General features: G+C 61.3%; 19 protein-coding genes. 10 read left to right on the forward strand and 9 right to left on the reverse strand.

The genetic code is table 11. The features are described from left to right. The 3 genes from IAE77_RS24795 to IAE77_RS24805 all read left to right on the forward strand — a co-directional run. Positions 1-2,084 (forward strand): PEP-CTERM sorting domain-containing protein (locus IAE77_RS24795; protein ID WP_294232489.1); only part of this gene is annotated, 2,084 nt, incomplete at its 5' end. Between the two features lie 14 nt (positions 2,085-2,098). Next, a complete protein-coding gene (locus tag IAE77_RS24800; RefSeq protein ID WP_294232522.1) occupies positions 2,099-2,752 on the forward strand; it encodes an HAD family hydrolase in 654 nt (217 codons plus the stop codon). A gap of 59 nt (positions 2,753-2,811) precedes the next feature. Continuing rightward, positions 2,812-3,696, forward strand: coding sequence for a L,D-transpeptidase family protein (locus IAE77_RS24805; protein WP_294232491.1), 885 nt, complete (start codon positions 2,812-2,814; stop codon positions 3,694-3,696). Between the two features lie 63 nt (positions 3,697-3,759). On the opposite strand, the gene IAE77_RS24810 is transcribed toward IAE77_RS24805, so the two are convergent. The 4 genes from IAE77_RS24810 to tgt all read right to left on the reverse strand — a co-directional run bounded on the left by IAE77_RS24810 (position 3,760) and on the right by tgt (position 8,524). Further along, positions 3,760-4,428, reverse strand: a complete 669-nt coding sequence (locus IAE77_RS24810; RefSeq protein WP_294232492.1) for an RDD family protein — start codon at positions 4,426-4,428, stop codon at positions 3,760-3,762. A 134-nt stretch (positions 4,429-4,562) separates the two neighbouring features. Next, positions 4,563-6,986 carry a protein translocase subunit SecD gene (secD, locus tag IAE77_RS24815; RefSeq protein WP_294232494.1) on the reverse strand — a complete coding sequence of 808 codons (2,424 nt, stop codon included), beginning with the start codon at positions 6,984-6,986 and terminating at the stop codon, positions 4,563-4,565. A gap of 42 nt (positions 6,987-7,028) precedes the next feature. Continuing rightward, positions 7,029-7,382, reverse strand: coding sequence for a preprotein translocase subunit YajC (gene yajC / locus IAE77_RS24820; RefSeq protein WP_294232496.1), 354 nt, complete (start codon positions 7,380-7,382; stop codon positions 7,029-7,031). Then, positions 7,379-8,524, reverse strand: coding sequence for a tRNA guanosine(34) transglycosylase Tgt (gene tgt, locus IAE77_RS24825; protein WP_294232498.1), 1,146 nt, complete (start codon positions 8,522-8,524; stop codon positions 7,379-7,381). The genes yajC and tgt overlap by 4 nt, the downstream gene beginning before the upstream one ends. Before the next feature lie 100 nt (positions 8,525-8,624). On the opposite strand from tgt, the gene ychF reads away from it, so the two are divergent. Next, positions 8,625-9,740, forward strand: a complete 1,116-nt coding sequence (gene ychF / locus IAE77_RS24830; RefSeq protein ID WP_345781017.1) for a redox-regulated ATPase YchF — start codon at positions 8,625-8,627, stop codon at positions 9,738-9,740. A gap of 71 nt (positions 9,741-9,811) precedes the next feature. Here the strand turns inward: ychF and IAE77_RS24835 are convergent, their stop codons facing one another. Continuing rightward, a complete protein-coding gene (locus IAE77_RS24835) occupies positions 9,812-10,357 on the reverse strand; it encodes a hypothetical protein (protein WP_294232500.1) in 546 nt (181 codons plus the stop codon). A 179-nt stretch (positions 10,358-10,536) separates the two neighbouring features. On the opposite strand from IAE77_RS24835, the gene IAE77_RS24840 reads away from it, so the two are divergent. Beyond that, positions 10,537-11,916, forward strand: a complete 1,380-nt coding sequence (locus IAE77_RS24840) for a DUF1501 domain-containing protein (RefSeq protein WP_294232502.1) — start codon at positions 10,537-10,539, stop codon at positions 11,914-11,916. Positions 11,917-11,968: 52 nt separating this feature from the next. Here the strand turns inward: IAE77_RS24840 and IAE77_RS24845 are convergent, their stop codons facing one another. Both IAE77_RS24845 and IAE77_RS24850 read right to left on the reverse strand, forming a co-directional pair. Beyond that, positions 11,969-12,292: a type II toxin-antitoxin system PemK/MazF family toxin gene (locus IAE77_RS24845; protein ID WP_294232504.1), complete on the reverse strand. Its 324-nt coding sequence runs from the start codon at positions 12,290-12,292 to the stop codon at positions 11,969-11,971. After that, positions 12,273-12,464 (reverse strand): hypothetical protein, encoded by a 192-nt coding sequence (locus IAE77_RS24850; RefSeq protein ID WP_294232506.1) that lies wholly within the window; start codon positions 12,462-12,464, stop codon positions 12,273-12,275. The genes IAE77_RS24845 and IAE77_RS24850 overlap by 20 nt, the downstream gene beginning before the upstream one ends. A 29-nt stretch (positions 12,465-12,493) precedes the next feature. Between IAE77_RS24850 and IAE77_RS24855 the strand changes: the two genes are divergently transcribed. Continuing rightward, the gene (locus tag IAE77_RS24855; RefSeq protein WP_294232508.1) at positions 12,494-14,695 is read left to right on the forward strand and encodes a DUF1549 domain-containing protein; all 2,202 of its coding nucleotides are present in this window, start codon (positions 12,494-12,496) and stop codon (positions 14,693-14,695) included. Here the strand turns inward: IAE77_RS24855 and IAE77_RS24860 are convergent. Both IAE77_RS24860 and IAE77_RS24865 read right to left on the reverse strand, forming a co-directional pair. After that, positions 14,689-15,009: a hypothetical protein gene (locus tag IAE77_RS24860; protein WP_294232510.1), complete on the reverse strand. Its 321-nt coding sequence runs from the start codon at positions 15,007-15,009 to the stop codon at positions 14,689-14,691. The genes IAE77_RS24855 and IAE77_RS24860 overlap by 7 nt on opposite strands. After that, complete coding sequence (locus IAE77_RS24865) at positions 15,006-15,230, reverse strand: addiction module protein (RefSeq protein WP_294232512.1); 225 nt, start codon at positions 15,228-15,230, stop codon at positions 15,006-15,008. Before IAE77_RS24865 ends, IAE77_RS24860 begins: the two co-directional genes overlap by 4 nt. Positions 15,231-15,452: 222 nt before the next feature. Here IAE77_RS24865 and IAE77_RS24870 point away from each other — a divergent pair, with 222 nt between their 5' ends. From IAE77_RS24870 to IAE77_RS24885, 4 genes are all read left to right on the forward strand, one after another. After that, positions 15,453-16,757, forward strand: a complete 1,305-nt coding sequence (locus IAE77_RS24870; RefSeq protein WP_294232514.1) for a c-type cytochrome domain-containing protein — start codon at positions 15,453-15,455, stop codon at positions 16,755-16,757. Between the two features lie 29 nt (positions 16,758-16,786). Beyond that, positions 16,787-19,210 (forward strand): PPC domain-containing protein, encoded by a 2,424-nt coding sequence (locus IAE77_RS24875; RefSeq protein WP_294232517.1) that lies wholly within the window; start codon positions 16,787-16,789, stop codon positions 19,208-19,210. A gap of 47 nt (positions 19,211-19,257) precedes the next feature. Continuing rightward, positions 19,258-19,497, forward strand: coding sequence for an addiction module protein (locus tag IAE77_RS24880; RefSeq protein WP_294232518.1), 240 nt, complete (start codon positions 19,258-19,260; stop codon positions 19,495-19,497). Next, positions 19,494-21,162: serine/threonine-protein kinase (locus IAE77_RS24885; RefSeq protein ID WP_294232520.1), on the forward strand; the 1,669-nt coding region annotated here is incomplete at its 3' end. The genes IAE77_RS24880 and IAE77_RS24885, both read left to right, overlap by 4 nt.

Consider the following 21,162-nt stretch of genomic DNA (forward strand, 5'->3'; position numbering starts at 1 on the left):
CCGGCGCGCCCGGCAGCGTCCCAAACAACGGCGTGAACACCTACGACGTGGTGAATAACGCAGGCACCATTCTGCTCAATATTTCACCCACCATCGAAAAGCTCACCCTGAACGGCGGCTCTATTGAATCAAGCGGCTCAATCACCCTCAACGATCTGTTCACCTTCAGCGGCGGCGGCATCCATGGCTCCGCGACGGCGAATGCGAATGGCGGGGTGCTCTTCAACACTGGGAGCACCAAGCAGATCGGAGCGGGCCGCACCCTGAACATCGGCGATGGCGTCGGCGCGGCGGGGTCGGTGACGGCGAGTTGGACCGGGGGAATCATCAACAACCTCGCCCCGATGAACGTGCGTTCCGACGCGGCGTTCGGGACCAACTTCGACGGCACGATGTCGGGTGGAGGCTCGCCGACCGGCTCGCTGAACATTGACGCGGGCGGCAGCTTCACCAAGAGCGGCGGCACCGGCACCACGTTCATCGGACCCAGCGGCAGTTGGTATTTCCTGAACAACAACGGCACCGTCAATGTGCAGACCGGCACCCTGGCGATCGGCGCAGGTTCCAATGGCGGCACACACACGGGACTCTTCAACCTCAGCAGCGGGGCGACCCTGGATCTCGGGGGTATCCATCACCTGAATGCCGGGGTTTCATTTGCTGGAGCAGGCACGCTCATCATGTCAGGCACGATCAACGCCAACACCACCGTGGACGTTCCCATGCCGCTGACGCTCACGGGCACGCTCCAGGGCACCGGCACGCTCAATGCCAGTGGCGCCGTGACCTGGAGCAGCGGGACCATGACCAACACTGGCACCACGAACATCCTGGCTTCCATCGCCATCGACACGGCGGGCACCAAATTCATCAATTCTGGACGCACGGTGAACATCGGCGATGGCATCGGCGCGGCGGGATCCGTGGCAGCGAGCTGGTCCGGGGGACTCATCACCAACCTCAGCCCGATGAACGTGCGGTCCGACGCGGCGTTCACGACCAACTTCGATGGCTCAATGCAGGGAGGAGGGTCACCGGGGGGAGCGCTGAACATCAATGCGGGCGGCAGCTTCACCAAGAGCGGCGGCACGGGCACCACGTCGATCGGCACCGACGGCAATTGGTTTTCCTTCAACAACAGCGGCACGGTCAATGTGAGCAGCGGCACGCTGGCCCTCGGTGGCGGTGCCGGCAGCGTCACGCAGCACAGCGGCACCACGCTGACGGGCGGCACCTGGAATGTGACCAATGGCGCGTCCATCAACATCACCAACGGCAGCAACATCACCACCAACCAGGGCACCGTCATGCTCGATGGCGCGGGATCGTCCTTCAACCGGCTCACTACCGCGCTGAACAACAATCAGGGCAGCTTCACCTTGAAAAACGACCGCGACCTGACCACCGCCGACGCCTACATCAACAGCGGCACCACCCGTGTCGAGGACAGCACGACCACGATGACCATCGGCGCGGACGGCAGTGCCGCTTACACACAGACCATAGGGGAGACGGTCCTGGTGGGCGGTGCCATGATCGACGCCTCGGTCTTCAACCTGAATGGCGGGGAATTGAAGGGCAGTGGTACCATCGCCAGCTCGGTCGTCACCGGCGGCACCCAGACGATCGCCCCCGGACTCTCCGCAGGTGTGCTAACCATCGATGGTGATCTGACCCTGAGTTCCGGAAGCACCCTGGCGATGGAGATCGGCGGCCTGGGCCAGGGTTCGGCCTACGACTTCCTGGATGTGAATGGCACACTGACGCTCGCAGGCATGCTGGACCTGAGTTTGATCAATGCCTTCGACAGTCTGGTTCAGCCTAATGACGTCTTCACTCTGGCGACGGCGGACTCCCCGATCCTGGGGGCGTTCAGCAATGTGGCCAGCGGCGACCGGATTTGGACCACCCCTGACATCAGCTTCAACGTGTGGTATGGTCTTGGCAGCATCTTTGATCCCAACTCGCTGGTGATCACGGGCGCTCCGGAGCCATCGCGCACGGTTTTGCTCATGACGAGCCTGTTGGGTGCTTTGATGCGGAGGCGGAGAGGCACGACCAGGCTTGAATTCCGGTCTGTCTGACGCCACAGGGCGTGATGCCCCAACTCAAAGCCTTCATCTTCGACCTCGACGGCACTTTGATCGATTCGCTGGCGGACATCGCCGAATCGATCAACCGGATGCTGGATGCGAAGGGTTATCCACGCTGCGAGCAAGAGGTTTTCAAGCAGATGGTGGGGGATGGGATGGAAAAACTGGTCGAACGGGCGCTGCCGGAAGCCGTGCGCAGCGAGGCGCTGATCCAAGTCTGCGTGGAGGAATATCGGGCGAATTACGACCAGCTCTGGAATGCGCAGACGAAGCCTTATGAGGGCATCGTGGAGATGCTGGCAGAACTGAAGGGCAGGGGCGTGAAGCTCGGCGTGATCTCGAACAAGGCGCATCGCTTCACGGTGCCGATGACGGAGCATTTCTTTGGAAAAGGCTGCTTTGATCACATCCTGGGCCAACGCAATGACGTGCCGCGCAAGCCGGCTCCCGACGGAGCGCATGAGATGGCGGCCTTCCTCGGCCTGAAGACGGATGAAATGGCTTATGTGGGCGATTCGGGCATCGACATGGCCTTTGCGAAGAGCAGCGGCATGCGGGCCATCGGCGTGCGGTGGGGGTTCCGCAGCGAGGCGGAGCTGCGTGCGCACGGCGCGGACGTGCTCATTTCCTCGCCATCCGATTTGTTCGATCTTCGCTGAAAATAATGTCCCACGCTTCGCTTGAGCCTTTTACACAGCGAACTTAAAATCGGCGCGCTGTGAATCCCCGTTCCTCTCTCGTCGTTCTGCGTGCCGGTCTTGTGCTTGGCACGGTGTGTCTGGCCTCCTGCCAGCTTTTCAAAAAGAAGCCCCCGCCTCCGCCCCCGCAGCCTGTGAAGGAGCAGTGGAAGTATCCGGGCGAGTGGACAGGCGGCAACAAGCCGATCACCCAGATCGCCATCAATGTGGATGTGCAGCGTGCCACACTCTACAGCGGCAAGGAGGTCGTGGGCTGGACCTATGTGGCCAGCGGCATCCCGAGCTTCCCCACTCCGACGGGTGAGTTCAAGGTGCTCGAAAAGGTCAAAGACAAGGTCTCGAACCTCTACGGCAAGGGATACGACAAAGATGGCAAGCTGGTGAACTCCGACTTCAAGCAGGGACGCGATCTGCTGCCGCCGGGCGGTCGCTTTGAAGCGGCCAAGATGACCTACTTCATGCGTCTGACGGGTGACGGCGTGGGCATGCACATCGGCCCGATCCCGCGTCCGGGCCGCCGGGCGTCCCATGGCTGCATCCGCCTGCCATCGAAGATGGCTCCCATTCTCTTCACTCACACGGCCGTCGGCACATCGGTGACGATCACGGGGAACGGACCCGATTATCAGAGCTACCTGAAGCAGTCCGCTGAAAAGGCGAAGGCCAATGCCGCGAAGTTTGCCGCGGCCAAAAAGCGCGCGGATGAGAAAGCCGCCGCCGAGGCTGCCGCACTGGCCGCAGATGACCCGAACGGGCCGGCTCAAACGGCTCCTGGCACCACGCCGGCACCGATCACCGTTCCGCCGAACGCCCCACCGCTCGGAGCGCCTCCGGCGGCAGCTTCGAATGCTCCTGCGGAGGAGATCAAGCCTGCCGTGCCGGCTCTTCCGCAGAATGGGCAGTAGCAGCTTGTTGAAGATCCTTGGAAGAGGCGGCCGCCAGGAGCGACCGCCTTTTTCGTGCCCAGATCAGGCGGTTTTACGATACAGAAGGCAGCCGGCCATCATGTCGTGCAGGCATTGCTTCCGCTCGGTCCAGCCACACATCATGTAACCGATGCACAAGGTCACGGCGGAGACGATCTGGCCGAAGTAACGTCCCGTGGCCCGGGCGAAGGAGATGCGGCGGCCTTGAAGGTCCGTCACCACGATGCCCAGGGCCTTCTTCCCGAGAGTTCCCTGGGACGAGGAACTCTCCATGAAGGCGTAGTAAAGCCAGTTCAAGACGATGCCGAGCAGATTGGCGGCGAGCTCGATCTGGGATGCCGTGGCGTTGCCGGCGGCGGCCATTGAGAAGCCGACGATCGCTCCCATGACAGCCCCCGCGATGCCCATGAGAATGGCATCGATGATGTGAGCGGCCACCCGAATCCAGAATCCCGGGTGCCCACCCAGGCTGCCAGCGGGGCGATCCACCGTGATGTTGGCCGAAGGAGGTGCGTAGGGGTTGAATGCAGACGGAACCACCACAGGTGAGGATGCGAGGGCGATGCAGGCTCCCAGCGGCTGCCAGTCGGTCATGCCTTCCGCCCAGCAGAGGTCATCTGCGGACAGTTCGCCGCGTTGCAGGCGCTGCTGGATGTCTTCCTCGGACAACTGGCCGAGCTGCGCACCGTTCTTGGCGACGTGGTAGGTCATAAGCTGCCGCTTTTAACAGGATGCCGGGCCTGTGGGCAACGGGAATCCTCCAACCACAACCGCCGGTCCGAAAAGAAAAACGGCATGCAATCGTGGGACCGCATGCCGTTTGGAAATTCGCCGAATCGAGAGGCTTATGACTTGCTGCCCGCAGCGGCAGCCGCTGCGATGGCCTGCTGTGCCTTCATTTGCTCGATCTGGGCATCGAGCACCTGGCGCTTGAGGCTGGTGCCGGTCTTCTTCGCATACCACAGCACCAGCGGGCTGGCGATGAAGATGGAGGAGTAGGTGCCGAGCAGCACACCGATGGTGATCGGCATGGCGAACTCAAGCATGGCCGGATTGCCGAGGAACAGCAGCACGATCATCGGCGCGAGCGCCGTGGGACCGGTGAGGAGTGTGCGGGACAGCGTCTTGCAGATGGCCTCGTTCATCATTTCACGCATCGACCCGCCGCTGCCGGTCTGGATCGTCTCGCGGATGCGGTCGAAGACGACGATGGTGTCGTTGATCGAGTAACCGGCGATGGTGAGCAGGGCGCCGACGTGGATGATGCTCAACTCCTGTCCAAAGAGCACGCACAGGCCTGGAACCATGAGCACGTCGTGGAACAGGGCGACAATGGCACCTAGGGCGAAGGCGAACTCATAGCGCATCATCAAATAGAGGAAGATGGCGACGAGTGCGACGGCCATGGCGATCAGAGAGGTCTTGCCGGACTCCGAGCCGATGACCGCGCCCACGGTGGCGATGCTGGTGCCGTCCACGCTTTCCTTGTTCCACTTCGCACTGATGGCCCCTTCGATGGCGGCGCTGCTCTTCTCCTCGCAGCGGATGCTGATGTTGTCCTTGCCGGTGGCAGGATCTCCTTTGCGCTGGATGTAATAGGTGCCGATGTCCTTGCCTTCTGTGTTCTTCAGCGGCTTGATCAGGGAGTCGAGTTCGGAGTCGGTGATGTTTTTGCCAGGTTTCAGCACCACGTCCACGCGGCCACCGCCACGGAAGTCGATGCCAAAGCTGGAGCCGCCCTTGAAGGCGAGCGTGGCAAAGGAAATGGCGGTGACGACGAGCGAGGCGACGATGAATTTCGGTGCCACGGACAGGATGTCGAAGACCTTGTCCGGAATGATGCGCGTGGTGTGGATCTTCTGCAGGATGCCCTTGTCCACCACCCACATGAAGATCACGCGGGTGACGATGAGCGCGCCGATCATCGAGGAAAGCAGACCGATCATGAGCGTGACGGCGAAGCCTTTGACCAGGCCGCCGGAGATCACGAAGAGGATGACCGCGGAAATGAGCGTGGTGATGTTCGAGTCAGCGATGGCGGAGAAGGCCTTCTCATAGGCGGCCTCCAGGGCGCCGGTCAGCGTCTTGCCCGCCTCCATTTCCTCACGCAAACGCTCGTAGATGAGCACGTTGGCATCCACCGCCATGCCGATGGTCAGCACAAGACCGGCGATCCCCGGCATCGTGAGGGTGAAGCCGAACAATGACATGGCACCGAAGAGGATCGACATGTTGATCAGCAGGCCGATGATCGCCACAAAGCCGGCGACACGGTAGATGTAGAACATGAACAGCGTGGTGATCACCAGCGCGGCGATGCCCACCCACCGGCCCTGGTCGATGGAAGACTGGCCGTAGGCGGAGGACACGGAACTTTCCGACAGGATGACCATCGGATTGCGCAGCGGGTTGTTCAGCAGCGTGGCGAGCGAGTCGGCCTCCTGGGCGGTGAAGCCCTTGCTGCCGCCGCCGGAGATCTCGGCAGTGCCGCCGAATTGTTTCGCACGCAGGGCAGGGGCGGAATTGATCAAGCCGTCCACGATGATGGCCATGCGGTTCTGGTAGTGAATCTCGGCCAGTTCATCGAAGCGCTTCGCACCGGTGCTGTTGAGCTTGAGCACGACTTTGTTGCCCTCGGCATCGACGACCCGGTAGGCGTTCGCCACGATGTCTCCTTCGAGATCTGCCGGGTCCTTCACGAGTTCGGAGGTGGCGATGATGTTGCCGGCGCGGTCGCGTTCCGGCTCGCGGTACTTCATTTCGGTCCAGCCGGGCTCCTTGAGGCCGCCGCGGGCCTTGATCTGCTCCAGTTTGGAGGCGCTGTCAGGATGCACACGGCGGAATTCGAGATGCGCCACCTGCTGGATCTTGATGCGCACGTCCTTGATCTCGTCCTGGGAGATGCCCGGCATCTGGATCACGATGCGGTCGCTGCCCTGGGGCTGGAGGGTCAGGTCTTTCTCACCCTGGGGGCTGAGGCGCTTTTCCAGGATGGCAATGGCCTGCTGCACATCGGACTCGCTCACCTGGCGCGGCGTGCCATCGTCGTTCTTGCCGGGCTCGAGCTTCACGATGAACTCACTGCCGCCTTGCAGGTCGATGCCCAGCTTGATGCCGAGGGCTTTCACCGTGTACAGGGCCGAGAGGGCGGTCAGCGCGATCAGCAAGGTGCCGGTGAGGCGCTTGGTCTTGTGCACCGCAGTGCCGACGTAGATCAGCAGCATCAGCAGGATCGTGGCACCGACGAGGAAGGTGGCGAAGGGGTTCATGGGTGGAGTGGCTGGGAGGTTGGGACTAAAAATGACGAATCATCAGGCCGTGGTCGCTTCGACGACATCGGACTTCTTGCTCACGGCGGCGATCTTGCTGCGCTCGAACTCGATCTTCACGTTGTCAGCCACCTTGAGCATGATGGTGCGGTCCTTCACGCTGGTGATGATTCCGTGGATGCCGCTGTCCATGACCACATGATCACCCACCTTCACCGCGGCGATGAGTTTTTGCAGTTCCTTCATCTTCACCTGCTGCGGGCGGATCATCAGCACGTACATGAGCACCATCATGAGGATCATCATGAACGGCATGCTGCCGAGAAAGCCTCCCGGGGCGCCACCAGGGGCGGCCTGGGCCAGGATGAGGGTGCTGTCGAAGATGGATTGGCTCATGAGAGGGATTCGGCGGAAGAGGTTGTTTTGTAGCGGGCGACCACCTCCGCCCTGAACTCGGCGAAACAACCCTGTTCGATCGCTTGACGTGCCCTGGACGTGAGGGACGCGTAGAAATGCAGGTTATGCAGAGAAATCAACCGCAAACCCATGATCTCCTGAGCCATCACCAAATGGCGGATGTAGGCCCTGGAAAATCCCTGGCAAAGCGGGTGCGTGTCCTCGGCGATGGGGCGGAAATCGCGGGCGTAGCAGGCATTTCGCAGGTTCATCATCCCGTCGTGGGTGAACGCGGTGCCGTTCCGCGCCAGCCGCGTGGGCAAAACGCAGTCAAACATGTCGATCCCGCGGGCGATGAGCTCGATCACCTGCGGCGGCGTGCCCAGACCCATCGCGTAGCGGGCCCGATCGGCCGGTAACAAAGGCGTCACCCATTCCGCGATGCGCATCATGTCCTCCTCGGGCTCGCCGACGCTCAGCCCGCCGATGGCGTAGCCGTCAAAACCCATCGCCACGAGCTCGCGGGCGGATTTTTTGCGCAAATCCTCGTAAACACTGCCCTGCACGATGCCGAAGTGCTGCTGCGGCCCGCCGCCGGTTTGCGGCCGGTTTTGATCAATCCACTCGCGGCAGCGTTTTGCCCACCGGAGGGTCAAATCGAGGCTTTTGGACGCTTCTTTGACCTCGCAGGGATACGGCGTGCATTCGTCAAAAAGCATCGCGATGTCCGAACCGAGCGTCGCCTGGATCTCCATGCTCGTTTCCGGCCCGATGAACATCGGCGTGCCGTCGAGGTGGTTTTGGAAGTGAACACCCTCCTCCTTGATCTTCCGCAGTTTCGCCAGCGAGAAGACCTGGAAGCCGCCGCTGTCCGTTAGAATAGGCCGGTCCCAGTTCGAGAAGGCATGCAGCCCGCCTGCTTCCTTCATGATCTCCATTCCAGGCCGTACAAAGAGGTGGTAGGTGTTTCCGAGGATGATCTGCGCGCCTAGCGCCTTCAGTTCCTGCGGATGCATCGCCTTCACCGTGCCCTGCGTGCCCACCGGCATGAAAACCGGCGTCTCCACCACGCCATGAGGCGTCGTCAACCGCCCACGGCGGGCGAGGGACGAGGAATCAGTGGCGAGAAGCTCAAAAGGCATGGGTTGGCCGGAAAAAGGGCGCGGAGTCTCGCCGATGTGCCTCCCAGACGCAACGCCGCCTTGCTCATTTCTCAATCCGCCCTACTCTCGCCGCCCCATTATGCTCAAAGCCGGTATCGTTGGCCTTCCGAACGTTGGCAAATCCACTCTTTTCAATGCCGTGACCCGCACCCGCAAGGCGGAGGCGGCAAACTACCCCTTCTGCACCATCGAGCCGAACACCGGTGTTGTGACCGTGCCGGACGAGCGCCTCGCTGTGCTTTCGAAGATTTCCGGCTCCCAGAAGCTCGTCCCTGCCGCCATCGAGTTCGTGGACATCGCCGGCCTGGTGAAAGGAGCCAGCCAGGGCGAAGGCCTCGGCAACAAGTTCCTCAGCCACATCCGTGAAGTGGATGCCATCGTGCACGTCGTGCGCTGCTTTGAGAACGGCGACATCACCCACGTCAGCGGCAGCATCGACCCCGTGGCGGACATCGAGGTCATCAACACCGAGCTCATCCTGGCTGACATGGACGCTGTGCAGCGCCGGAAGGAAAAGAATGAGAAGAAGGCCAAAAGCGGCGACAAGGAGGCCAAGGCTGAGATTTCCCTCTGTGAGAAACTGATTCCGCATTTCGACGGTGGCAAGCCTGCCGTCACGCTCGAACTCAGTGATGACGAGCGCAAACTGCTCAAGTCCTTCTTCCTGCTCACCTCGAAGCCGTGCATCTTCGCGTGCAACGTCGCTGAAAGCGATCTCGCCTCCGCATCCAAAGACCCGGACAATCATCCCTTCGTCGGCAAGGTGCGCGAATACGTCAAACACGCGCACGAAGCCGCCGCCGTGGTCGTCAGCGCCGCCATCGAGAGCGAATTGATCGACCTCAGCGACGAAGACGCCAAAGCCTACCTTGCCGACATCGGCGTGACGGACAGCGGTGTGTCCCGCCTCATCAAAGGCGCTTACGACCTCCTTGGTCTCCAGACTTATCTGACCACCGGCGAGAAAGAAACACGCGCCTGGACCATCACCAAGGGCATGAAGGCCCCTCAGGCCGCCGGCGTGATTCATGGCGACTTCGAACGCGGCTTCATCGCCGGTGAAATCGTGCACTACAACGACCTCGTCGAACTCGGCACCTACGCCAAGTGCCGCGAGAAGGGCAAGCTGCGCATCGAAGGCAAGGAATACGTCATGCGCGACGGCGACGTCGTCGAATGGCGCTTCAACGTGTGATTTGGCAGTGATGCGGGCACTCCTGCCCGCGACGAGTAGGCTCAAGCGCGGGCAGGAGTGCCCGCATCCCCTCATTCCTTCCAAACGCGACCCTGCCCCGTGCGCATGGAGCGTTCCAGGCTGCCGAAGAGCGAATTGAGCCGGGCCTCGTCTTTCAGCACGAACTCCACTGTGTGCGCATGGGTGGAAGCCGGATAGTTTTTCACCACTTTCGGCGCTGTCAGGTCTGGGGAGACGCGTCCGGCCGCCTGCTCGAACAATCCTTTGGCCTTTTCCAGGGCCGCTGTGCCTGCGCTGAGTGTGCTGCTGCCAGTTTCGGGCTTGTAGGGCTCCAGGAAGTAGAAGCGCACGATTTGCGCCGAGTTGAGCGTGAGATTCACCTCCACCACACGCGCGACACCGTCGGTGATGTATTCGTGTTTCGACAGCGCGATGATCGAATTGCAGCGCACGATGTAGTTGCCGCCTTTGAGCTGCCCCTGCCAGAGACCGTCGCGGGTCACCTCGTCCGGTTGCTGCTGCTGGCCGCCCTGGCCGGTGGTGTTTTGAGGCGGGGCGGTCTGTCCATGGAGGGAGACGGTCAACAGCAGGGCGAGGAGAGTAAGCAGTGTTTTCATGGCGGGCGAATGTCGGAGGTTAGCACGGACCTCATGCAGGGTTACAACCCTTTCTTGCTCCCAACGTTGCAAGCGGGCGGATTTGCATGGCCGGAAAGCCCCATCGGGCAAAGTGGCATCATCCATTCAGTTTGGCCCCTTGGCGGCGTATTCTTGCCCAACATTCACCCCACGCGCCCATGTTCACCTTCACCGATAAAGGCTCCGTCACCACCTGCGATGGCGTCACGCGCCGCGATTTCCTCTCCGCAGGCACTTTGAGCGCCATCGGGCTCACGCTGCCGAGTTTGGCCAAACTGAAGGCGGAAGGCAAAGTGGACCCGAAAAAGAGCAACAAGGCCTGCATCATGATCTTCAACCTCGGTGCGCCGAGCCAGCAGGACCTCTGGGACATGAAACCGGACGCGCCGAGCGAGATTCGCGGCCCCTTCAAACCGATCCGCACGAAGAGCAATGCCTTTGAGATCTCCGAGATCCTGCCGATGCACGCGAAGATCGCGGACAAGTTCAGCCTCGTGCGCTCCTGCTACCACACCGCCGCCGCGGTGCATGACACCGGGCATCAGATGATGCAGACGGGCCGACTTTTCACCGGCGGTGTCATCACACCGCATGTCGGCAGCGCGCTGGAGTTCCTTCAAGGCCGCCGCAGCGATCTGCCCGCGCACATTATCCTGCCGGAGACGATGGGCCCCACCGGTGGCAACATGCCGCACGGCCAGGACGCGGGCTTCCTCGGCAAGGCGTATGATCCCTTTGTCCTGAACGCGAATCCGTCGGAAAAGGACTTCAAAGTGCCCGATCTGCTGCCGCCGAAGGAAATCAGCGAGGTGCGACTCGAACGCCGCAAGCAACTCCGCGAGCTGGTGGACAGCAGCGTCCGCAATTTCGAATACAGCGAGCAGGCGAAGCTCATGGACAGCAATTTCGAGTCCGCCTACCGCATCATGACCAGCACGCAGGCCCGCGAGGCCTTCGATTTGACCAAAGAGCCGCTCAAAGTGCGCGAACGCTACGGCATGAACCGCTTCGGCCAGAGCTGCCTGCTCGCGCGTCGCCTCGTCGAGCGTGGTGTGCGTTTTGTCACCGTGAACACCTTCATCACCGTCTTCGGCGAGATCACCTGGGACATTCACGGCTCCAAACCCTTCACCAGCATCGAAGGCATGCGCGACATCGTCGCGCCGATGTATGACCAAGGCTACAGCGCCCTCATCGAGGACCTTTTCCAGCGTGGCATGCTCGACGACACGATGGTCACCTGCCTCGCCGAATTCGGCCGCACGCCGAAGATCAACCCCGCCGGCGGTCGCGACCACTGGCCGAACTGCTGGACGGTCAATTTCGCGGGTGGTGGCGTCAAAGGCGGCGAAGTCATCGGCAAGTCCGACGACATCGGCGGCTACCCCACCGAGCGCCCCGTCGCCCCGAAAGAAATCGTCGCCACCATCTACCAAGCCCTCGGCGTCGATCTCCACACCGAACTCCCCGGCCCGCAAGGCCGCCCTTTCCCCGTCGTCGATTTCGGCACGCAGGCGATCAAGGAGCTGTTTGCGTAAACCGGATTGCGGGTGCCCTCACCCGCAGTCATTCCAGGCCTGCCGCCTCGATTCACATGCCCAGCCGCAAAGCCAGCCGTAGCTTCACCTTCGCAAACTCCTCGGGAGTGAGGCTGCCGATTTTTCTCACGAGATACTTCAGTGGGAAGGTGCCGACTTGCTGCATGTGGAAGATACCCTCTTTGAGCCAGGGCTTGGGAACGCTAACAGCCCACGGATTCGCAGGATCGACCTGGGTCGTGTGGTTGACCACCGTGACGAGCGCTTGCTCATGGTCCGCAGGTTCAGTCGTCAAAACGAGAGCTGGACGCACTTTGGCGGCCAGCCCCATGTCGAGCATCCAGACATCTCCGGGTTTAAGCGGCTCTCGACGCATCGTCTTCGGTCTGGTCGATGAATTGCATCAATTGCAGTGCGCTTGCTTCCGCCCACTCCACTGCCTCACGCTCCGCTGCGTCGTAGTTCAGATCCATCGCTTCGTCGATGATCTGCTTTCGCTCTTCGCAGGTCAGTTTTGGCAGTTCGGCCATGATTTGAGTCGCGCTCATGACCGGATTTTAATAGCCACTCTTTGATAATGCAATCTTCTCGTCCGCTCCTGCTTCTCGTCTTGTTCCTCGGTTCGTCCCTATGCGCCGCCGAACCGCCCTCCTTCCGCAACACCATCCAGCCGATCCTCACCCGCTACGGTTGTGCGATGGGTGCGTGTCATGGCGCGGCGGCGGGACAAGGCGGCTTCCGGCTTTCGCTGCGTGGTTTCGATGACGAGGGCGACTGGCTTTCGATCACGCGCAGTGCGAATGGGCGTCGTCTGACGCTGGAAGATCCGGCGCGGAGTCTGTTTCTGCTGAAGGCGGTCAAAGCGGTGCCGCACAAGGGCGACAAGCGCTTCGAGGTGAACTCGCCGGAATACAAAGCCATCGTCGATTGGATCGCGGCGGGGGCACCGGGGCCGAAGGCGGAGGATCCGCGCATCGTGTCGCTCAGCGTGTCGGAGCCGCATCTCGTCACGCAGGCCGGAAAAAGCGTGCAGCTCAAAGTCACCGCGAAATTCAGCGACGGTCACAGCGAGGACGTGACGCGCTGGTGCAAATACAACGCCACCAATGCCAGCGTGGCCACCGTGGACGACAGCGGCCTCATCAAGATCACCGGCGCAGGCGAAGGAACCGTCAGCGCATGGTATTTGAGCCTGCTGAGCGTCACCAACGTCGTCGTGCCAAAGCCCGGCAAACCGGACACCGAGGCCTTTGCAGCCCTGAAGCCGCGCAACTTCATCGACGAGCATGTTTTGACCAAACTGCGCGAGTTGAACATCCCGCCATCGGGTCGCGCCACGGACGCGGAGTTCCTGCGCCGGGCGTTTCTCGACACCATCGGCGTTTTGCCCACGCCGGAGGAAGCGAAGGCCTTCCTCGCCGACCAAGCAGCCGACAAACGCGACCGCCTCATCGACACGCTGCTGAAGCGGCCCGAGTTCGTCGATTACTGGTCGCATCGCTGGAGCGATCTCTTCCTCGTGAATGGCGACAAACTCATGCCGCAGGCGATGTGGTCGTATTACAATTGGATCCGCCGTCACGTCGCCGCGAACACGCCGTGGGACGCCATGGTGCGTGATCTGCTCACCGCCACCGGCAGCACGCTCGAGCACGGCGGCGGCAACTTTTTCATCCTCAACGACGAGCCGACGAAGTGCGCCGAAACCGTCAGCGTGGCCTTCCTCGGCACCTCCATCGGCTGCGCGAAGTGCCACAACCACCCGATGGAAAAGTGGACCTATGATCAATACTACGCCTTCGCGAACCTCTTCGCCCGCGTGCGCACCAAAAACGGCACGCAGGCCGACGAACGCGTGCTTTTCAGCGACACGCAGGGCGATCTCGTCGCGCCGCTCACCGGCAAACCGCAGCCGCCGCGCCCGCTCGATGCCTTGCAGCCCGTCTCAATGACCTCCACCGAGGATCGACGCATCACGCTCGCAAACTGGCTCACCAGCGCCGACAACAAGCTCTTCCAACGCGCCATCGTGAACCGCGTGTGGGCCAACTTCTTCGGCTCCGGCCTCGTCGAAGCCGTCGATGACCTCCGCGTCACCAATCCCGCCAGCAACGAGCCGCTCTTCGCCGCCGCGTGCGAGCATCTCGTGAAGCAGAAGTTCGACCTGAAGGCCCTCATGCGCACCATCTTGCAAAGCGAGACCTACCAGCGCAGCAGCATCACTCTTCCTGAAAACATCAGCGACCTCCGCTACGGCTCGCACTACGTCCCGCGCCGACTGAAGGCCGAGGTGCTGCTCGACACCGTGTCGCAGGTAACCGCCGCGCCCACCACCTTCAAAATCGACCGCCGCAACGCCAACCGCGGCACCGCCGACGCCTACCCCATGGGCTTCCGCGCCCTGCAACTGCCCGACAGCAACATCGCCAGCTACTTCCTCAAAAGTTTCGGCCGTGCTGACCGCGTCGCCACCTGCGAATGCGAGCGCACCAACGAACCCAGCATGGCTCAAGCGCTCCACATCGCCAACGGCGAGACCCTGAACCAAAAGCTCGCCCAAAAAGACAACCGCCTCGATGCGTTGCTCTCAAGCAAGCAACCCGACGCCAAGATCATCGAAGAAGCCTATCTTTTGACGCTGACTCGCGCCCCCACCGACCGCGAACTCGAAAAAGCCACCGCGCTGCTCACCACCGCCAAACCCGAAGACCGCCGCGTCACGCTGGAAGATCTGTTTTGGAGCCTGATGAGCTCGAAGGAGTTTTTGTTTAATCACTGATCGCCTGGATCACGCTCCGTTAGCGTGGTCCTCAAATCCTCGGGATTCCTCGCCGTATGCCACAGCAACGTCACCACCACCCAATCCTGGTAAGTGCGAAAGTAGATCGCATACGGGAAGGGCTTGGCGAAGACGCGGCTGAAGTCCTTGTAAACTCTTCGGTGAGTTTGAGGGAGCCTGACGATTTCGGAAAGTTGTGTGCGAAACGCGGTCAAAAATCGATCCCCAAGCTCACGTCCTCCTTTTTTGTCATACCAAGCCGCCGCGTCATCGACGTCGTCCCAGACTTCTGGAAGGATGCGAATCTGTTTCATCCACGGCGGGCTTTCACCAAGGCGTCGAATTGTTCGATCGTCAGTGCTCGTGAGGTATCACGCTCAAAACGCTCCCATCGGGAATCGAGTTCTTTCTTCTCGGCATCACTGACGCTGGGTTCATCGCTCGATTCACCAATCGACTGCCACAAGACCTCCACCAACGTGAGCTTCTCGCCCACGGGCAGTGCTTGGAGTTTGCGCAGATCAGCAGGGTTCATGGGCCGAGTATCCAACGCAGCCGCACAAATTCAAGACCGCTTTCTAGCCCAAGCCCAACGGGGTTCCGTCAGACTCCACGGCAATCGCACGTCGCGTGAGCGTTTTGGAGTGCTCCAGCCCTCTGGAGCTTTTCGCAGGCCTGACGACACTCGAAAGCGCCGGAGGGCCGGCGCACTCCAGGACGCTGTCGCGTGCTTTCACCTCCGCCTTTCTTTGATGTCATGAAACGCCTTCTCCTCCTCGCACTCGCCTGCATCGCAACCACCCACGCCCAAACCGTGGACTACACGACGCAGATCGCGCCGCTGTGGGACACCTACTGCGTCGATTGCCATAGCGCGGACGATGCGGATGGCGAGTTCGCGTTGGACACGTTTGCGGCGCTGATGAAGGGCGGCGAGGAGGGCGCTGCCATCGTGGCGGGGAAGGCGGAGGAGTCGCTGCTGGTGAAGTTTCTCGAAGGGCGCTCGGGGCGCGGCGGGAAGAATGAATTCATGCCGCCGGGCAAGCGCGAGAAGCTAAAGGCGGAGGAGATCGCGCTGATCAAAGCGTGGATCAACGCCGGCGCGAAAGGCCCGCTCGTCGCAGACGCGAAACCCATGCCGAAGGAGGTCATCACGCCGAAAATCGCGCCCACGGTGCCGCCGAAGCGCTCGATCCAGGCGGTGGCATTTTCGCCGAAGGCGCAGCTCATCGCCACGGCACGCTACGGCGAGGTCGAGCTCGTCAATCCGGTCAATCAAGTCGCCGTTCGCAAGCTCACTGGCTTCACCGGCAAGGTGAACGCGGTCGCCTTCTCGCCCGATGGCGAGACAGTGTATGCCGCGGGTGGCGAGGCGGGCATCGTGGGCATCGTGCGAAGCTGGAAAACAAGCGACGGCACGGCGCTGCGCTCCTTTGAAGGCCACACGGATGCGGCGTATGCGCTGGCGGTTTCGCCGGATGGCAAATTCATCGCCACGGGTGCCTACGATCAGAAAATCCGCCTGTGGGACACCGCGACGGGCAAAGAAGTCGCGCTGCTCAAAGGCCACAACGGCGCGGTGAACGGCCTATCGTTCCGACCCGACGGCAAAGTGCTCGCCAGCGCCAGTGCGGATCGCACGGTGAAGCTTTGGAGCATTCCGAATGGTCAGCGACTCGACACGCTCTCGCAGCCGACGAAGGAGCAGACGAGCGTCGTCTTCAGCGCCGATGGCAAAACGCTTTTCGCCGCCGGAGGCGACAATCGCATCCGCGTGTGGGCGATCAGCGCCGAGGCGAAGGAAGGCACGAACAAGATCCTCACCAGCCGCTTCGCGCATGAAGGTGGCCTGCTCAATCTCGCGCTCTCCGCCGATGGCAAACTGCTCGCCTCCACCGCGACGGACAAAACGCTCAAACTCTGGAACACCGCCGACCTCACCGAAAAGCTCCTCCTCGAAAAACAACCCGACTGGTCCTCCGCCCTCGCCTTCACCGACAAAGCCCAGCTCATCGCGGGTCGCGTCGATGGCACGTGGAGCGTTTATTCCGCCACGAAGTAGCCCGCACGACTCAAAACCACGATCACGTCATGAAACTCAGTCTTTTGATTCTTCTGTCTGTTTTTGGCTTTGCCGGGCTCAGCCTCGCGCAGGCTCCGAAAGCCAAAAAAGAGGCCACAAAGCCCGCGATGGCCGCGAAACCGGCCAAGCTGGAACTCACGAGCATCACGCCGCGTGCCGCTCACATCGGCGGCGAATTGCTGGTGAGTCTGGCGGGCAAAAACTTCACTGAGGACACGCAGGCGATGGCCTCGCATCCGGGTTTGAAGGTCCAACTCGCGAAACAAAGCATCAAAGCCACCAGCGCTCGTTTGAAGATCACCGCGGGTGCGGAAGTGCCGCGCGGGACTTACGATGTTTGGTTGAAGAATGCCTCGGGTGAGTCGGCGAAGGTGAAAGTGTATGCGGATGAGATCCAGCCGACCGTCACGAAGGCGGCGGACTTCAAAGAGGCTCCGGTGAGTCTCGCGAGCCTGCCAGCAAGCGTTTGGGGCACGCTCACGGAGACCGGCCAGCATGACGCGTATCGTTTCACGGCGAAGGCTGGCGAGGAACTCGTGCTCGATCTCGCTGTGGCGCAGGTCGGTAGCGTGGCGAAATCGCCGACGCTGGAGATTGTGGACTCGAATCACACGGTGCTCGCGGTGAATCGCGGGCTCGACAGCGGCAGCGATCCGTTTCTCGCGTGGAAAGCGCCTGCGGATGGCGATTACCACATCCTCGTGAGCAACACGACGATGGATGGCAGCGCGGGGCATGTGTATCGACTCACGATTGGGGCACTGCCCTTCGTCACGAGCTGGTCGCCGCTCACCGCGCAGGTGGGGAAGGAGACGAAGGTCACGCTCATCGGCCATCATCTCGGCGACAAGGCCACGGTGACGATGAAAGCGGAAAAGGAAGGCATCACGAACGTGCCGCTCGATGCCAAGACGCTGCGTTTTCGCACGATGCCATCGCTGCGCGTGAGTGCACTGGCACAGGTGAGAGAGGTGGAGGGGAATGATGACCTCGCGAAGGCGCAGGTGGTGAGTGCGCCGGTGAATGTGAGCGCAGCGCTTCGTAGAACGAGTTTTCCAACTCGTTCAGGTTCCGGCGCGACGGGGAACGAGTTGGAAAACTCGTTCTACGACACCGATCACTTCGCGTTCGATGCCAAAAAAGGCCAGACGTGGATCATCGAGACGCTGGCCGCTCAAGCAGGTTCGCCTGCGGACACGAAGTTTGAAGTGCTGCGCCCCGATGGCAAACCGGTCGCCCGTTTGCTGATGCAAGCCGTGCGGGACAGCTACAACAACTTCCGCAGTGTCGATGCCAACAACCCGGACATCCGCCTGCAAAATTGGGAGGAGATGGAGCTCAATGAGTATGTCTGGTTCAATGGCGATGTGATGAAGATCATCCGCATGCCTCGCGGGCCGGACGGCGGCTGCTTCTTCTACGTCAGCGATGGCAAACGCCGCGCTTACTTCGACACGAGCGCCACCTCGCACTCGCTCGATGAACCGTGCTACGTCGTGGAGCCGTATCCGCTCGGCAGCACCATTGCGGCGAATGGACTGCCGATTTTCACGCTGAACTATCAAAACGACGACAGTGGCGACCGCAAAATCGGCCGCGACTCGCGCCTGACCTTCACCGCGCCGGCCGATGGCCGTTACGTTGTGCGAGTCACCGACACCCGCGGCTGGGGCGGCGAGCGCTTTGTGTATTCGCTCGCCATCCGCGAGCCGAAACCGGACTTCAGCGTCAAACTCGCCGGCATGAACCCCACCGTGATGCCCGGAGCCTCCGTGGGCTTCTCCTTCCGCGCCGATCGGCAGGACAATTTCGACGATCCCATTCAAATCGACATCACCGGCGTGCCAGCCGGTTACTGGGCCACCTCGCCACTCATCATCGAGGCCGGTCACGACCTCATCAGCGGCTCGCTGCATGCCATGCCCGATGCCGCAAAAGACGCCGACTGGTCCAAACTCAAAATCACCGCGACATCGAAGGGCCTCAAACACGACGCAGGCACCTTCGGCAAGGTCACGCTCGGCGCGAAACCGAAGTTCATCATCGTTTTGGAGCCCGACGCCGGTGGCAAGCCCGTCATGCGCGATCCGGCCGCCGAAACGAAGCCGCTCGAACTCACCCTCGCGCCCGGCCAGACCGTGAAAGCCTGGCTGCGGGCGATTCGCGAGGACAACAAAGACCTCCTCAGCCTCGACGTGCACGGATTGCCCCACGGCGTGATCGTCGATGACATCGGCCTCAACGGCGTCCAAATCCGCTCCGGCGAAAACGAGCGCCCAATCTTCTTCCGCGCCGCGAACTGGGTGAAGGACCAGGACAAGCTCTGCCACGGTGCCATCAGCTCCGCTCGCAACGAACACGACAGCGCCGGCCTGCAAACGAGCTTCCCGATTTTGATGAAGATCCGGAAGCCGGGCGTGGCGGCGAGGTGAAGTCGCTCATTGCGCAGCATTCATACTTGAGCACCGTTTGAGCAGCCATGGCCTCCACCGTTACCCTTCAACCGTCTTTTGCCGAAGCAATGCGATTCGAGCCAGAAAGTCGGCGAAAACTCGCTGGGCGCATTCTGGCAAATGTTCGTGCCGACGAACTCACGGAGGCAGCTCAGTTTGATGAATTGCATCGTCGAAGGGAGGCCGTTCAGACAGGCCGCATGCCGCTGATCGCGGGCAAAGATGCCCTCCGCCAAGTTCGTGAAGCCACTCTGGGACACGCATGACTTCCGACCCCTTCAGCCCAACCCAACCAGCCGGGGACATGGATGCCACGATTCGCGTGGACATGCGCTCCTTCCTCCCCGCAGGACTTGAGCAGCCTGGCGATCTCATTGGGCGTTACAAGCTGGTCGAGCCACTCGGCGAAGGAGGTTTTGGCACCGTCTGGCGGGCGGAGCAGAGCGAGCCGATTCGCCGGGAGGTGGCGCTCAAGGTGATCAAAGCCGGGATGGACTCCCGCGAGATCATCGCTCGATTTGAGGCCGAGCGGCAGGCCCTGGCCTTGATGGACCACCCAAACATTGCCGGGGTGCTTGATGCGGGCACCACGGATACGGGCAGGCCTTACTTTGCGATGGAGCTGGTGAAGGGCATGCCCATCACGGAATACTGCGACACGCATCAGCTCTCGATTCGGCAGCGACTGGAGTTGTTCATTCCCGTTTGTCGTGCTGTTCAGCACGCCCATCAAAAAGCCATACTTCACCGAGATCTGAAGCCTTCGAACATCTTGGTCACGGAAGTTGACGGCAAAGCGGTTCCCAAAGTGATTGATTTCGGCATCGCGAAGGCGCTCGGCACATCTCCTGAAGCGGCTTTGCAAGTCAGTATGCTGCAAACGCAGGCAGGCGTGGTCATTGGCACACCGCAGTACATGAGTCCAGAACAGGCAGGTGCCACCCGTGACCTCGATACGCGGAGTGATATTTACACGCTGGGCGTCATCCTCTTTGAACTCCTGACGGGCGACACCCCTCTCTCTCGTGACTCCCTGCGAAAAGCCGCCTTGGACGAGGTCCTTCGTTTGGTGCGTGAGGCCGAGCCAAAGCGCCCCAGCAGCCGCGTGATACCGGTCACGGATGCGATGGTCCAGACCTCCGCCGAAAGGCAGACCGAACCGCACCGGCTCAGCCGCACTTTACGTGGCGATCTCGACTGGATCACCCTGAAGGCCCTCGAAAAGGAGCGTGAGCGCCGCTATGGGAGCGCTGTCGCTCTGGCAGATGATCTGGAACGCCACCTGAATCACGAACCCGTCGAGGCCGGACCTCCGAGTGCGCTCTATCGCTTTCGCAAGCTCGTTCAGCGCAACCGCCTAGCGGTGGGGGCGGCTGCAGCCATCTTCACGATGTTGATTTTGGGGATTGGCATCAGCACTTGGCAGGCTGTTCGTGCGAAACGCGCCGAGACTCTTGTAACGCTTGAACGCGACAGACAGGATGAAATGCTCTGGGAGGCTAGTCGCGGAGATCATGAAGCTGCCTTGCGCTTGGGATCTGCTCGCAAGACATCCGAGGCCTTGGCGACTTTTCGTCGAGCACTCACGCTGAGACAAACAAACGCCAGCGCTCTCGCTGCAAGTGCTCTTCAGACTTTTGGGCCAGATGCGTCCCTTTTCCGAGTGCGCGCAGTGATTCCGTTCAAGAGGTATGTTGGACTACTTGCAATTAGCCCTGATAGTCAGTTCGCTGCGGCGGCCGACCATAAGACTCTTCGAATCGTTAAATTAGCCACCGGGCTGCCCATTCACGAAATCGCGTATAGCGTGAACCAAAACCAAGCTTGCTCCGGTGACACAATGGAAGCGCTAACATTTAGCAACAACGTGAAGGAGTGTATCCGAGCAGGAGGCGGAGGCAAGACTCGTTTAGCTGGAGGCGCGTGGCGCG

Origin of the sequence: Prosthecobacter sp. (genome assembly GCF_014879935.1) — a bacterium.
Taxonomy (GTDB): Bacteria; Verrucomicrobiota; Verrucomicrobiia; order Verrucomicrobiales; family Verrucomicrobiaceae; genus Prosthecobacter.

Excerpts from the sequence above, each read along its gene's own strand:
- IAE77_RS24800 (WP_294232522.1), top strand. The coding sequence starts at position 2,099 with ATGCCCCAACTCAAAGCCTTCATCTTCGACCTCGACGGCACTTTGATC.
- IAE77_RS24810 (WP_294232492.1), bottom strand. The coding sequence starts at position 4,428 with ATGACCTACCACGTCGCCAAGAACGGTGCGCAGCTCGGCCAGTTGTCC.
- secD (WP_294232494.1), bottom strand. The coding sequence starts at position 6,986 with ATGAACCCCTTCGCCACCTTCCTCGTCGGTGCCACGATCCTGCTGATG.
- yajC (WP_294232496.1), bottom strand. The coding sequence starts at position 7,382 with ATGAGCCAATCCATCTTCGACAGCACCCTCATCCTGGCCCAGGCCGCC.
- tgt (WP_294232498.1), bottom strand. The coding sequence starts at position 8,524 with ATGCCTTTTGAGCTTCTCGCCACTGATTCCTCGTCCCTCGCCCGCCGT.
- ychF (WP_345781017.1), top strand. The coding sequence starts at position 8,625 with ATGCTCAAAGCCGGTATCGTTGGCCTTCCGAACGTTGGCAAATCCACT.
- IAE77_RS24835 (WP_294232500.1), bottom strand. The coding sequence starts at position 10,357 with ATGAAAACACTGCTTACTCTCCTCGCCCTGCTGTTGACCGTCTCCCTC.
- IAE77_RS24840 (WP_294232502.1), top strand. The coding sequence starts at position 10,537 with ATGTTCACCTTCACCGATAAAGGCTCCGTCACCACCTGCGATGGCGTC.
- IAE77_RS24845 (WP_294232504.1), bottom strand. The coding sequence starts at position 12,292 with ATGCGTCGAGAGCCGCTTAAACCCGGAGATGTCTGGATGCTCGACATG.
- IAE77_RS24850 (WP_294232506.1), bottom strand. The coding sequence starts at position 12,464 with ATGAGCGCGACTCAAATCATGGCCGAACTGCCAAAACTGACCTGCGAA.
- IAE77_RS24855 (WP_294232508.1), top strand. The coding sequence starts at position 12,494 with ATGCAATCTTCTCGTCCGCTCCTGCTTCTCGTCTTGTTCCTCGGTTCG.
- IAE77_RS24860 (WP_294232510.1), bottom strand. The coding sequence starts at position 15,009 with ATGAAACAGATTCGCATCCTTCCAGAAGTCTGGGACGACGTCGATGAC.
- IAE77_RS24865 (WP_294232512.1), bottom strand. The coding sequence starts at position 15,230 with ATGAACCCTGCTGATCTGCGCAAACTCCAAGCACTGCCCGTGGGCGAG.
- IAE77_RS24870 (WP_294232514.1), top strand. The coding sequence starts at position 15,453 with ATGAAACGCCTTCTCCTCCTCGCACTCGCCTGCATCGCAACCACCCAC.
- IAE77_RS24875 (WP_294232517.1), top strand. The coding sequence starts at position 16,787 with ATGAAACTCAGTCTTTTGATTCTTCTGTCTGTTTTTGGCTTTGCCGGG.
- IAE77_RS24880 (WP_294232518.1), top strand. The coding sequence starts at position 19,258 with ATGGCCTCCACCGTTACCCTTCAACCGTCTTTTGCCGAAGCAATGCGA.